The sequence below is a fragment of the Dolichospermum sp. FACHB-1250 genome (assembly GCF_014696335.1).
Classification (GTDB): domain Bacteria; phylum Cyanobacteriota; class Cyanobacteriia; order Cyanobacteriales; family Nostocaceae; genus Dolichospermum; species Dolichospermum planctonicum.
In genome coordinates this window covers 37,505-51,233 of the sequence record NZ_JACJPZ010000034.1, presented here as the reverse complement: position 1 = coordinate 51,233, position 13,729 = coordinate 37,505, and the positions used below count along the sequence as shown (strand labels likewise).

Genomic DNA, 13,729 nt, shown 5'->3' with positions numbered 1-13,729 from the left:
GAAATAGTTGATAAAGTTATTTCTGTTGCTCTCGATTTGATGAATCCTCAACATTTAAAAAATTGGTTCACTAATTGTTGTTACTGTACCTCATAACACCGGGAAGTGCTGTATTTTTTGCGAGTCTATATCAATATCACTAGAAAAAACACATTGAGAGGAAATATTATACTGATTACAAATCATTTCAACGGCTATTCTAAATCCCCCTGTACCACAAAACAAATCTATGAATTTAATCATTTTTATCCTCATTGTTAAATATTGATATACACATGATTTTAAGCTGATATTATAATACTTATTGTTTCAGTATACAGCAAATCCTGTAGGGTGCGTTAATGAAATGTAACGCACCTTATTACTGGTTTGAATGCAGTTGCAAATTTTCAGTGCGATTATGAGAGAGCAAGCAATGGCAGGCATCTTTCGAGACAATCATCAAATCATTATCTTTTGCATCATTCCAAACTATCGGGTCTATTATTGCTTTCATCCCTACATCCCGAACATGAAGCGAGTTTCGATTGTAATATAGTCTCTGTAATTCATAAGTAGCAAGTGTATTTCTATTTTAGCGATTTTCTGAAAAAACTTGTAGTACAATATAAACTAAATTATAGCACTATGTCCACGTGACACAAAAAATGATAAGGTTATTACCTTTAAAATACCTTATCGTTTATCAGTATGTCAGTCTCTACCACTATCTCTCAACTGCTTGAAGTTCTTGTAGCTGAACCTGTGAATGTATCTGTATCTACCTTAGCCCAGTTGGCTGGTATACAAACAGATACCCGCATTTTGCAACCGGGTGAGGTCTTTTTGGCTTTGCGAGGGGAAAAGTTTGACGGACATGATTTTGTGCCAACAGCGATCGCTAAAGGGGCTATATTGGCTATAGTTGATTATGGCTATGAAAATCAAAATCCGGGTTTTCCGATTTTGCGGGTTAAAGATACTTTAAAAGCATATCAGCAAATTGCTAAATGGTGGCGGGAAACCTTTTCTATTCCTGTAATTGGCATCACTGGTTCAGTAGGTAAAACCACCACTAAAGAACTAATTTCCGCAGTTTTAGCTACAAAAGGAAAAGTTCATAAAACCTACGGGAATTTTAATAATGAAATAGGTGTTCCCAAAACTCTTTTAGAATTGACGAAAGGAGATGATTTTGCTGTTATAGAAATGGCTATGCGGGGAAGGGGACAAATTGCCGAACTCACAGAAATTACTAAACCAACAATTGGGGTAATTACTAATGTGGGAACAGCCCATATTGAATTACTTGGTTCAGAAGCAGCAATTGCTGAAGCTAAATGTGAATTATTAGCCACAATGCCAGATCATAGTATCGCCATTCTTAACTATGATAATCCCCGATTAATGGCGACAGCAGCGAAATTTTGGCAGGGTAAAGTTATCAGTTACGGTTTTTCTGGTGGTGATATTCAAGGAGAATTAATTAATAATGAAATCGTAGAAGTTGCTGGAAAGCGTTTACTTTTACCCTTACCTGGTCGTCATAATGCTAGTAATTTTTTAGCAGCTTTAGCCGTAGCTCAGGTATTAGAAATTGATTGGCAATTATTACAATCTGGTATCATGGTAAATATGCCTATAGGTAGAAGTCAACGCTTCACTTTACCTCATGATATCGTGATTTTAGATGAAACCTATAATGCCGCCCCAGAAGCCATGTTAGCTGCTTTACAGTTGTTAGCAGACACACCAGGAAAGCGGAAAATTGCGGTTTTAGGGGCAATGAAGGAACTAGGAGAAAGATCCGCAGAACTGCATCAAAAAGTCGGGGAAATGGTCAAAAATTTGCATCTTGATGGGTTGTTGGTGTTAGTTGATGGTCAAGATGCGGAAATTATTGCTAATAGTGCCGATAATATATCTTGTGAATGTTTTACTACCCATACTGATTTGGTAACAAGATTGAAAACATTTATGCAAACGGGAGATTGCTTATTATTCAAAGCCGCCCATTCTGTGGGATTAGATCGAGTTGTTAATCAATTACGGGCAGAATTTACCAATTAAAGACAATTGAATATTGGGTTTAGATATGTTGTCTATCTCATGTAATTTAGACAAAATAAACTTAATTAAGTCGGTATTTTCCGTAAATCTAATCCACAATAAAAATGACATTTTTTGTAGAGATGTTGCATGAAACATCTCTAAAATACGTTCCTGGTAAGTTTCAAAAACTGTAAATTAATAAACATCTTTTAACTGCTAATTACCATGAATAACTAGACAAAAATAGTTCAATTAAGTCTTATCCATTGAGGTCAAAGCCTTGAATTTATCAATGATTTTGGGAAGAATCAGAAGTAAGGTTAGTCTATAGCAAGTCTAATCTCATTTATCTTTTGTCAAGACAATTCATCAAATCAAGGAGTAATTATCATGGCTAATATCCAAATATCTGCACTACTTCCTATCGGTTATGATTTATTTAATGATGCTACTAGTTTTCTTAATGAACTAGCTACCGAGGAAGTACAAAACGTTGTTGGTGGACATAGGTATTATGGTTATGGCGGTTATGGCGTTTATGGCGGTTATGGCGGTTATGGCCGTTATTATGGCGGTTATAATCCCTGTTGCGGCTGGGGTTACTGCTAAAACCTAAAAAATAAGCTGTTGATTAACAGCTATTAACCATAGTCAGAATAGTGATTTATATTTTTAACTACTATTCTGACTGTTTATAAAAAAAGCCAAATATCCAGTTTTTGGTATTCCTGAAATTTTGACTTTTGTTGTAGTTACTTACCAAGAGAAAATAATTGTAGAGAATTTCTCCGCCAGATAATTAGCAAAAGATTGGTCAATAAACAAGTAACTGCTAGGGACAATAAAATATAAGTTGGTGCCATGACTACACCAATCATAAACCAAGTATAAACGTGCAGCACCATGACACTGGCAAATAAACAGGCTAATCCTGTAGATATCCATACTTGACCCAGGGGACGATTTAGGAAGGTGAGGATAATCGTTAATAAGGTTGTTAGGATATTGGCCGGGACAAGAAAGGCACAAATGCCTATACAGTTGTTGCGGGAAAACTCAGCTAAGGTGTTGAAATCTAACATTGATTTTTGGGGATAATTGTCGGTACTTATGATTAAGTTTTATTGTAAATAATAGATTAATAAGATTATAGTATATCAAAAGTGAGTAATCATAGTATTTATGTTACTTTTTTTAAAGAATTAGCCTTGACAACTAAATTTATTCATAATAGAGACGCTGTATAAAACGTCTCTATAAGATTTCCCAAGTGAAAAGGTGGGATTAACCCATCAAAATCACAGTATCAATAACATGAATCACGCCATTATCTGCAACAATATCGGCGGCTAAAACTGTAGCATTTTTCACCTCAAAACCATGATCACAATTAATTTTAATAGGAGAACCTTCCACAGAAGTTACTGTACCCAGTTTTGCCAAATCATCCTTTGTTAACTTACCAGGAACGACATGATAGGTTAAAATCCGTGCTAACTGGGGAAGGTTTTGTAATAAAGTTGTAATTGTGCCGGGGGGCAATTTGGCAAAAGCATCATCAGTGGGTGCAAACACGGTAAATGGACCGGGACTTTTTAATGTTTCTACTAACCCAGCAGCGGACACAGCCGCTACCAAAGTTTTAAACGCATCATTACTAACTGCAATATCAACAATATCAGCCATTAATTTTACCTCACCTTATATCTAGCAAAGGTTCTAGAAAATAGTAAATCATGTTTAAGTTTAATTAGCTACAATTCTGGTAAAATCTGACCTGATGATTTTTCTATACATAATATGGTTAAACGCACTTATGCAATATTGGGAACTGGTGCATTAGGCGGATTTTATGGTGCAAAACTGCAAAAATCCGGTTTAGAAGTTCACTATTTACTCAAAAGTGATTATCAACAGGTAAGGGAAAACGGTTTAATCATTGAGTCTAAAGACGGTGACTTTACCCTCCCCCAAGTTAATGCTTATAACAATGTAGAAAAGATGCCACAGTGTGATGTGGTAATAGTATCATTAAAAACTACTCAAAATCAACTTTTACGCGATTTATTACCACCAATAGTTAAAGATAATGGGACGGTATTAGTATTACAAAATGGACTGGATATAGAGGCAGAAGTTGCGGAAATTGTCAGCAATGTTAGCATTATTGGCGGCTTATGTTTCCTCTGTTCTAATAAAGTTGCACCAGGGCATATTCATCATTTAGATTATGGACAAATTACTTTGGGGGAATATACATCTAATTATCAATTAACTGGCATTACTCAAAAAATGCGGGAAGTTACAGCAGATTTTGAAAATGCGGGCATATCTATAGAACTGTTAGAAGATTTACTATTAGGACGGTGGAAAAAATTAGTCTGGAATATTCCCTACAATGGTTTATCTGTAATTCTTGATGCGAGAACTGATGAACTCATGGCCGATATTCATACTCGACAATTAGTAGAAAATTTGATGTGGGAAGTAGCAGCGGGGGCAAAAAGTACAGGGAGAATTATTCCCGAAAGTTTTATTCAAACTATGTTAGATTACACCGTAAAAATGAAACCCTACCGCACCAGTATGAAGATTGATTTTGATGAATGTCGTCCTTTAGAGATAGAAGCAATTTTTGGCAACCCATTTAGGAAAGCCGAAGCAGCGGGTGTATATTTACAACAAATTCGCTGTTTATATCAACAATTGAAGTTTTTGGATATGAGAATGAGAAAATAAATTTTAAGTTTAACTAATTGAGGACTTAGGTACAAGTCACTGAATAATGAACCACGAAGGAAAGAGTTTCTCCAGATATTTTGCATAACTCCTATAATTACTAAGCTAAATTGATCCTCTTTTGTAGTATAGTCGGCTGTAACAGTACCTTGGCATGAGTTTTTCAGGAGTTAAAGAATGTCCATACCAGCAGACCCAGTTAAATTGATGAAGCAAGAAGTTGGCAAGGCCGCGGCCAATTTGGTAAAATCAGGTTCGATAGTCGGTTTGGGTACAGGTTCAACCACAGCCTACACAATTCAGTATTTAGGAGAACGGCTCAAATCTGGAGAACTTGAGGATATTGTCGGTATTCCCACCTCATTTCAGTCAGAAGTTTTAGCAAAAGAGTATGGCGTTCCCCTCACTACTTTAGACGCTGTGGACCATATTGATATTGCTATAGATGGTGCGGATGAAGTAGATCCCCATAAAAACTTAATTAAAGGTGGTGGTGCCGCGCATACCCGCGAAAAGGTTGTAGATTACTTGGCAACACAGTTTATTGTGGTCGTTGATAGTGGTAAACTAGTAGATAAACTGGGTTCTGTGTTTGCTGTCCCTGTAGAAGTCATTCCTATGGCGCTTACTCCTGTCACTAATGCTATTAAAGCGCTCGGTGGTAAGCCAACACTGCGTATGGGTGTAAAAAAAGCAGGACCTGTGATCACTGACCAAGGTAATATGGTTTTAGATGTGACATTTGATCAGATCGAAGATCCTGTAAATCTAGAAAAAACTCTGAATAATATTCCTGGTGTTCTGGAAAATGGTATTTTTGTCAATTGTGCAGATATCGTTCTTGTCGGTGAGGTTATTGACGGTAAACCTGTTGTTAGACAGCTTTAATTTCCTGATGTAATGGTGTAAGTTAATGGTTAGAAAAAAGGAAGAAAATGGTTTTTTAGTACCCTTTTTTCTAACTGAAACTCAATAAATTATCTATTGAGTCTGGTATCAGTGAACGGGATTTTTTGTCTCACGCAGAGGCGCAAAGGTCGCAGAGGAAGAGAGAAATACCTGAACATATTTGATTATTTATATGTTATTTATATGGTTAATACAGCAGTTTCCGAAGTTAGGAGGTAAGCCCAGAAAGAATAAAAATAGATATCGTCATGAAAGCATATTTAACCTATCTCTGATATTTTATTTCATAAAAACGGGAATTGCTGTGATTGTGGGAGTGTTTCGGAATCAGAAATACCCATGATACAAAAATGGGATTTTGCTGAAAAAGTCGTTTTTTAGCTAACAAACAAACTAGCATCGACTTTTAAAAATTTCCCCAAAATATTAGCTTGTTCTTGCGTCACTCCCACCTCACCATTAATTATCTGAGAAACCAAATTACTTGAACCAAAAATAGAAATTAAATCATCTGTTTCCAAACCCTGCGCTTCCAGCAAATGCAAAATTCTTGAAGCAGGAGTAGAAATATTTAACTGATAATGCTGACTTTCAAAGTCTTCAATTAGCCTCATTAATAACTCCAATAAGGTATCTTCTTCTGAAGTTAGATGAGAACGAGAAAGTAAATCTTCCACAACTGCTAAAAACTGCTCATTTTCTTCCTCCGTTTTTATTACTCGTGGTTGATACTGGGACAGTAATTTGCTGTAAGCGTCTGAATTAAAAGTAAGGGTCATTTTTCCAGTAGTCTTTGTCATATTCTGCATGAGTTAAGACATATTTAATATAGATTACCTGTTTATCATAATTAATACTAGAAATCAAACGGTATTTATTGCCTTTAATATTGAAAACTGTGAAATTACCAACAGCTTCAGCTTTAGGATAAACAGATTGTACTTGTACTAAATTACGCCAATCAGCTTTACTAGCAGTAATATACCAGTCGTCAAGAATTTCACAACTGTTTGCGTGTTCCTGACAAAAATCTCTGAGCTTTTTCCGGCTGATAACGTGCATTAAACAAGAAAAATTAAAGACAATAAATAGATAATTTCTAGTTTATCACCAATTACCAATTACCAATTACCCATTATTCATTCTCCTGGGTACAACTAATACTTTATCAACCCGATTTCCGTCCATATCCATAACTTCAAAGCGCATATTATCCCATTCAAAATGATCTGCTGCTGCGGGAATACGTCCTAAATGGGTGATCACAAAACCTCCTAATGTTTGATAATTTCCCCTTTCTTCAGTTTCTAATTCTTCGAGATCAAATAGTTCTAAAAACTCTTCTATTCCTAACATTCCATCTACTAACCAAGAACCATCTTCCCTTTGTACTGCTTGGGGTTCTTCTTGTCCTGGTCCTGCGGGAACATCACCGACTATTTCACTCATGATATCATTCAGGGTAACTAATCCCTGTATGACTCCATATTCATCTACGACTAAGGCCATGTGAGTCGCGGTTTGTTTAAACAGTTCTAAAACTCTTAATCCCCGCGTACTTTCGGGAACAAATACGGGTTGACGTAATCCCAGGGTTAGATCTAAGGGTTCATTACGTAAACTTCTGGCTAGTAAGTCGGTGACAGGAATTATACCCAGAACTGTATCCAATCCCCCTTGACAAACTGGATACCGAGAGTAGGCGCTTTCGGTCATTTTTTGGCGGTTTTCTTCAGCAGGATCTTCCAAGTCTAACCAGACTATATCAGGTCTGGGTGTCATAAAGGAGGTAACGGGGCGATCGCCTAATCGGAAAACCCTTTCTACCATGTCTTGTTCGGCTTCTTCAAAGGTCCCTGCTTCCGTACCTTGTTCGATTAAGATTTTAATTTCTTCTTCTGTGACTTGGGGTTCTTCTGAGGGTGTAATTCCTAAAATTCGCAATACTAGGTCTGTAGATGCACTTAAAAGATAAACTACAGGTGAGGCGATTCTTGCTAAAGCCCGCATAGGTATAGCTACAAAAGCGGCGATTTTTTCGGGGTTATTTAAAGCGAGACGTTTGGGTACGAGTTCACCGACAATTAGGGAAAAATAGGTAATGAGTAAAACAACTATCCCAAAGGCGATCGCATTACTATAATTGGCTAAAATGGGGACTAGCTTAATATAGTCTTCTAGTCTTTTGGCAATAGTAGCACCTCCGAATACACCATTAAGAATATTAATCAGTGTAATCCCCACCTGGACAATAGACAAAAAATGATTGGGAGATTCTGCTAATTTTAATGCAGCCCTAGCGTTAATATCCCCTTGGTTAACTAACTGCTGTAGTCTAACTTTCCGGGACGAGACTACGGCCATTTCCGACATGGAAAACACACCGTTGGCGAAAATTAGCACCAAAATTGTGAAAAGTTCAAAAGAGAGGGAAGACATTTTTAAAATTGCTGGTATAAAGAGTAAAATTATACGGAGTTCCAAAATTCGGGCTAATGTTAATTAAATCTGACTTATTTTAGTATCCATTATTTTAGGTGATTCTCTTAAATACTTTGACTATAAACAAAGTAGTGGTCAGATTTCTTCTATCTATTAGCAGTTAAGAGTCTAATTATCAAGTAAATATTCAGTAGGGTGTGTTACGCTGAAAGTAACACGCTTTAGTAAGATGTTACTAGAATTATACAAGTTAAATCCAGTCTGGTTGATCTAAGGTTGACTTGATAAATCATTTCTAGGCTAGATTTTTTGCCCCTTCACTGTCAAGAGAGCGATTAAAACTTTTAAAATAGTTGATATCAAGGGCTTCTAGATTTTCATATCGGTAACAACTGCCAATTTAGCGTAAAACTTATGCCATTTTCTTCTATTGTCCGTGCTTTGTCCCGATCTTTGCTGACCGCAGAACTAATCACTAAACTCAACAAACAACAGGAATTGCGGTTAAATGGGATTTCTCGTTTCCCCAAGGGACTGGTAGCTTCAGCATTAGCAAATTATGAAGATCAAAATTTGTGCGTGGTCTGTGCTACTCTGGAGGAAGCTGGGCGGGTTTTCGCCCAAATGGAAGCCATGGGCTGGAAAACTGTCCATTTTTACCCTACTTCGGAAGCTTCTCCCTACGAACCCTTTGACCCTGAAAATGAGTTAAGTTGGGGACAAATGCAGGTTTTAACTGATTTGGTTAATTGTCAGTCGTCAGCGGTGGCTGGTCAATTAGCTAAGAATAATAATAATATAGCCATTATTGCCACTGTAAGCGCATTACAACCACATTTACCACCACCGGAGGCGTTTAAGTCATTCTCTGTGACTTTGGAAAAAGGAATGGGTTTTGATTTGGATGAATTTGCTCTAAAAATCACTGTTTTGGGATATGAACGAGTTCCCCTGGTGGAAACTGAAGGACAATGGAGTAGACGAGGGGATATTGTGGATGTGTTTCCGGTGTCTTCGGAGTTACCTGTGCGCTTGGAATGGTTTGGAGATGAAATTGAACAAATTCGGGAATTTGACCCGTCTACCCAGCGTTCAGCTTTGGAGAAGGTAGAAAAAATTACCCTCACTCCCACAAGTTTCGCACCAATTATTTTAAACGGATTAAAGGATGATACATTATTAAATTCAGACGCTTTACCCCTTTTAGAAGGGGATATGAAGGAGGACAATATAGAGGGGAGTCGGCGGCTTTTGGGGTTGGCTTTTACAAAACCCGCTTCATTACTTGACTATTTACCTAAAAATACTTTTGTGGCCATTGATGAGCCAGAGCAATGTTATGCTCATAGCGATCGCTGGGTGGAAAATGCTCAAAGTCAGTGGTCAGTGGTCAGTGGTCAGTTATCTGTTGAATTACCTAAAATTCATCGCAATTTTGATGAGTGTATAGCAGAAATTAGTAATTTTAAAAAGTTATATTTATCGGAATTATCAGAAGAAAATAGTGGTTTGAATTTGGGGAGTAGACCTTTACCGGTGACTCCTCACCAATTTGCTAAATTAGCGGAGACAATTAGGAAAGAACGCGATCGTAATTTTGGAATTTGGATACTTTCGGCTCAACCTTCCCGTTCGGTTTCTCTCCTACAAGAACACGATTGTCCCGCGCAGTTTATTCCCAATCCTCGTGATTATCAAGCCATTGATAAACTACAAATTAATCATACACCAACTGCTCTAAAATATTCTGGTTTAGCGGAATTAGAAGGTTTTATTTTACCTTCTTATCGGTTAGTTATTGTCACTGATAGAGAATTTTATGGACAACATTCCTTAGCTAATTTCGGCTATGTCCGTAAACGTCGTCAAGCGACATCTAAGCAAGTTGATCCTAATAAATTACGTCCAGGGGATTTTGTTGTTCATCGTAGTCATGGAATTGGCAAATTTGTGAAATTAGAAAGTCTGACAATTAACGAGGAAACCCGTGATTATTTAGTTGTGCAATATGCAGATGGTTTATTAAGGGTTGCTGCTGATCAAGTTGGTTCTTTATCTCGATTTAGAACCAATGCAGATAAACCTCCAGAACTGCATAAAATGACTGGAAAAGCTTGGGATAATACTAAGAATAAAGTCAGAAAAGCGATTAAGAAATTAGCAGTAGATTTGTTAAAATTGTATGCAGCGCGATCGCAACAACAGGGTTTTTCCTATCCCGCAGATATGCCTTGGCAAGAAGAAATGGAGGATTCTTTCCCTTATCATCCTACCACAGATCAACTAAAAGCAGTACAAGACGTAAAACGGGACATGGAAAGTGAGAGACCCATGGATAGGTTAGTATGTGGAGATGTGGGTTTTGGTAAAACTGAAGTAGCAATTAGGGCAATTTTTAAAGCTGTCACCGCAGGAAAGCAGGTGGCACTTTTAGCACCAACGACAATTTTAACTCAACAACATTATCACACAATTAAAGAACGTTTTGCACCTTATCCAATTAATGTAGGTTTACTCAATCGCTTTCGTAGTGCGGAAGAAAAACGGAATATTCAAAAACGTCTGGCAACTGGGGAATTAGATATAGTAGTTGGTACACATCAATTATTAGGAAAAAGTGTGCAATTTAAAGATTTAGGACTTTTAGTAATTGACGAAGAACAAAGATTTGGAGTTAATCAAAAAGAAAAAATCAAAAGTCTGAAAACAGAAGTTGATGTTTTAACTCTTTCCGCTACCCCTATTCCCAGAACCTTGTATATGTCATTATCAGGAATTAGGGAAATGAGTTTAATTACCACTCCACCCCCCACCAGAAGACCAATTCAAACCCACCTCGCACCCCTAAAACCGGAAATTGTCAGAAGTGCAATTCGTCAAGAATTAGATCGAGGTGGCCAGGTATTTTATGTAGTTCCGCGAGTAGACGGAATTGAAGAAACCACTGCAAATTTGCGGGAAATGGTTCCCGGAGGAAGATTTGCGATCGCTCATGGTCAAATGGACGAAAGTGAATTAGAATCAACTATGCTGACTTTCGGAAATAATGACGCGGATATTCTTGTTTGTACGACAATTATCGAATCTGGTTTAGATATTCCGCGAGTTAACACAATTTTAATTGAAGATGCTCACCGTTTTGGTTTATCTCAATTATATCAATTGCGGGGTCGGGTCGGTCGTGCGGGAATTCAAGCTCACGCATGGTTATTTTACCCCAAACAAAGAGAATTATCCGATGCCGCTAGACAAAGATTAAGAGCAATTCAAGAATTTACTCAACTCGGTTCTGGATATCAATTAGCAATGCGAGATATGGAAATTCGCGGTGTGGGTAACTTGCTAGGTGCAGAACAATCTGGTCAAATGGATGCAATTGGCTTTGATTTGTATATGGAGATGTTAGAGGAAGCAATTCGAGAAATTAGAGGTCAAGAAATACCCAAAGTTGAAGATACGCAAATTGATCTTAATCTCACTGCATTTATTCCTTCCAATTACATTACTGATCTTGATCAAAAAATGAGTGCTTATCGCGCTGTAGCCACGGTAAAATCAAAATATGAATTAAAACAAATCGCTGCTGAATGGACTGATAGATATGGTACTATACCCCTACCAGCAAATCAATTATTGCGCGTGATGGAATTAAAACAATTAGCTAAAAACCTGGGATTTAGTCGCATTAAACCAGAGAATAAACAGCATATTGTTTTAGAAACACCAATGGAAGAACCAGCTTGGAATCTATTAGCAGAAAAGTTAACTTCAAATATGAAATCTCGGTTTGTTTATTCTCCTGGAAAAGTGACAGCAAGAGGTTTAGGAGTTTTTAAAGCAGATCAACAATTGCAGACTTTAATTGATACTTTCATGAAAATGCAAGGTGCAATTTCTGAAACTCCTTGAGTTTGATTTTGTAGATTTTGGAGGTTGGGTTAAGTAACAGCGCAACCCAACAACAGTATTAATTAATCTTGGGTTTATTTTAATCATATTAAGGTATCAGTATTGTAAAATGTATTCGATTATCTATCCTAAAAGACTGTGACATTGCTTCAATACGACTTTCTATATCGCTTTCTGAAAACGGCTACTGTTAACGTAGTATCTAATATGACTATTCCCCTGTCCGGTGCAATCAGCGTAGCGTTCTTGGGACACTTATCAAGCATTAGTTATTTAGCAGGAGTGGGATTAGGTGCTATTTTGTTTGATTTTCTCTATGAGAGTTGTTCGTTTATCAAGTCAGGAACAACCGCAGTTACATCTCAAGCCGTTGGCAGAGATGATCGAGAAGCAATGTTGTTAGCAGGACTACAAAATGTCTTAATTGCTTTGGGATTGGGTATCCTGTTTCTGCTACTGCAATACCCTATAGGGAAGCTAGGTTTTATGTTGTTAAATACTAGTTCAGACGTAGAACTTGCTGGTATGGCTTATTTTCAGGGACGAATTTGGGGAGCGCCTGTGGCTTTAGTCAATTTCGTCTTAGTTGGCTGGTTTCTTGGCAGAGAAAAAAATCGTCAAGTCCTTTTACTAACTATTATAGGTAACATTGCTAATGTTCTACTCAATTACGTTTTCATTGTGCTTTGGGATTGGTCAAGCATGGGGGCTGGATTGTCCCAAGCTATCAGCCAGTATATAACTTTATTTGTAGGGCTGGTGATGATTAGCCGTGAAGTTACGTTCCAAGAAGTAGTTAATTTACTAGGGAAAGTCCGCAGTTTTTCCGCATTGCAAAATCCTTTTGTTCTCAACAGCAATCTATCTGTTAGGTCTGTAGTTATCGTATGTATTTTTGTTCTTTTTAATGTTTTTAGTGCAACATTAGGAACTAATATTTTGGCGGAAAATATTTTACTTATGCAAGTAGTAGCGTTAAGTATGTATATGTGTGATGGAGTAGAATACGCTACAACAACTTTAACAGGTAACTTTCAAAGTCAAGGCCAAACACATAAACTCGTCCCACTTTTGCAAATTGCATTAGGAACTAATCTGGTAATTGGTTTAGTAGTTGGGTTGGCTGCTGTCTTTTTTCCTGACCCCATATTTAATATATTCACTAACCATTCTGAATTGGTAGAAGCAATTAGAGTTTATATTCCTTGGGTGCTGCTTGTTGTAGTGTGGTCGGGATTTGCTTATATTTTAGATGGATATTTTGCTGGCTTGGGTGAGGGAGTTGCTGTACGCAATACATACTTAATCAGTGGCTTGCTGGGATTCATCGGTCTATGTTTATCAACTTTCTATTTTCATAGCAATCATTTTTTATGGTTGGCTCTATTCATATTTATGTTATCCTGTACTCTGACTCTGGGAATACAGATACCCATGACTTTGCCATCAAATGAGGAAAAAGAAACTGTTGTCAACTCATAATCAAATTTAATTTATCTGGATAAGTAGGTGAGCGGAAAAAAACCGACATAAGTAACGAAAAGTAAAGTTGCCCAAAACCTCTTCCCTGTTCCCTGTTCCCTGTTCCCTGTTCCCTGTTCCCTTGTCATAACGACAATTTTTAACGCCAACCTACTTAATACCGCCCAAACTTTCATATTATCATAGCAATTGGGCGGTTCATATTATTTGGATTAAA

The 13,729-nt window shown here is 37.3% G+C and carries 12 protein-coding genes and 1 pseudogene; 6 read left to right on the top strand and 7 right to left on the bottom strand.

Annotation, left to right across the window (positions count from 1 at the left end):
- Positions 1–90 precede the first annotated feature (90 nt).
- A complete protein-coding gene (locus tag H6F39_RS13400; protein WP_190396856.1) occupies positions 91–243 on the bottom strand; it encodes a DNA cytosine methyltransferase in 153 nt (50 codons plus the stop codon).
- A gap of 118 nt (positions 244–361) precedes the next feature.
- Positions 362–538 (bottom strand): annotated as a pseudogene (locus tag H6F39_RS13395) (DUF5615 family PIN-like protein); the annotation flags it as partial.
- Between the two features lie 152 nt (positions 539–690).
- On the opposite strand from H6F39_RS13395, the gene murF reads away from it, so the two are divergent.
- Both murF and H6F39_RS13385 read left to right on the top strand, forming a co-directional pair.
- Positions 691–2,049 carry a UDP-N-acetylmuramoyl-tripeptide--D-alanyl-D-alanine ligase gene (gene murF, locus H6F39_RS13390; RefSeq protein ID WP_137908876.1) on the top strand — a complete coding sequence of 453 codons (1,359 nt, stop codon included), beginning with the start codon at positions 691–693 and terminating at the stop codon, positions 2,047–2,049.
- Between the two features lie 372 nt (positions 2,050–2,421).
- Entirely contained in the window at positions 2,422–2,640 is a 219-nt protein-coding gene (locus H6F39_RS13385) for a hypothetical protein (RefSeq protein ID WP_190372301.1), read from the top strand.
- 143 nt (positions 2,641–2,783) lie between these two features.
- Here H6F39_RS13385 and H6F39_RS13380 read toward each other — a convergent pair whose 3' ends face one another.
- Together H6F39_RS13380 and H6F39_RS13375 are read right to left on the bottom strand one after the other, a co-directional pair.
- The gene (locus tag H6F39_RS13380) at positions 2,784–3,113 is read right to left on the bottom strand and encodes a hypothetical protein (RefSeq protein WP_137908877.1); all 330 of its coding nucleotides are present in this window, start codon (positions 3,111–3,113) and stop codon (positions 2,784–2,786) included.
- A 202-nt stretch (positions 3,114–3,315) separates the two neighbouring features.
- On the bottom strand, positions 3,316–3,717 hold the full coding sequence (locus H6F39_RS13375; RefSeq protein WP_028082616.1) for a fasciclin domain-containing protein: 402 nt from the start codon (positions 3,715–3,717) through the stop codon (positions 3,316–3,318).
- A 114-nt stretch (positions 3,718–3,831) separates the two neighbouring features.
- Here H6F39_RS13375 and H6F39_RS13370 point away from each other — a divergent pair, with 114 nt between their 5' ends.
- Together H6F39_RS13370 and rpiA are read left to right on the top strand one after the other, a co-directional pair.
- A complete protein-coding gene (locus H6F39_RS13370; protein ID WP_190396855.1) occupies positions 3,832–4,770 on the top strand; it encodes a putative 2-dehydropantoate 2-reductase in 939 nt (312 codons plus the stop codon).
- Between the two features lie 177 nt (positions 4,771–4,947).
- Positions 4,948–5,658 (top strand): ribose-5-phosphate isomerase RpiA, encoded by a 711-nt coding sequence (gene rpiA / locus H6F39_RS13365; RefSeq protein ID WP_190372295.1) that lies wholly within the window; start codon positions 4,948–4,950, stop codon positions 5,656–5,658.
- A 398-nt stretch (positions 5,659–6,056) separates the two neighbouring features.
- On the opposite strand, the gene H6F39_RS13360 is transcribed toward rpiA, so the two are convergent.
- The 3 genes from H6F39_RS13360 to H6F39_RS13350 form a co-directional block, all read right to left on the bottom strand.
- Positions 6,057–6,458 carry a type II toxin-antitoxin system HigA family antitoxin gene (locus tag H6F39_RS13360; protein WP_236097162.1) on the bottom strand — a complete coding sequence of 134 codons (402 nt, stop codon included), beginning with the start codon at positions 6,456–6,458 and terminating at the stop codon, positions 6,057–6,059.
- Positions 6,442–6,741, bottom strand: coding sequence for a type II toxin-antitoxin system HigB family toxin (locus tag H6F39_RS13355; RefSeq protein WP_137908881.1), 300 nt, complete (start codon positions 6,739–6,741; stop codon positions 6,442–6,444). The genes H6F39_RS13360 and H6F39_RS13355 overlap by 17 nt, the downstream gene beginning before the upstream one ends.
- A 66-nt stretch (positions 6,742–6,807) precedes the next feature.
- A complete protein-coding gene (locus H6F39_RS13350; protein WP_190372294.1) occupies positions 6,808–8,118 on the bottom strand; it encodes a hemolysin family protein in 1,311 nt (436 codons plus the stop codon).
- Between the two features lie 417 nt (positions 8,119–8,535).
- Here H6F39_RS13350 and mfd point away from each other — a divergent pair, with 417 nt between their 5' ends.
- Both mfd and gntT read left to right on the top strand, forming a co-directional pair.
- Positions 8,536–12,030, top strand: coding sequence for a transcription-repair coupling factor (gene mfd, locus H6F39_RS13345; RefSeq protein WP_190396854.1), 3,495 nt, complete (start codon positions 8,536–8,538; stop codon positions 12,028–12,030).
- A gap of 138 nt (positions 12,031–12,168) precedes the next feature.
- Positions 12,169–13,512 (top strand): guanitoxin biosynthesis MATE family efflux transporter GntT, encoded by a 1,344-nt coding sequence (gene gntT, locus H6F39_RS13340; protein WP_190396853.1) that lies wholly within the window; start codon positions 12,169–12,171, stop codon positions 13,510–13,512.
- Positions 13,513–13,729 lie beyond the last annotated feature (217 nt).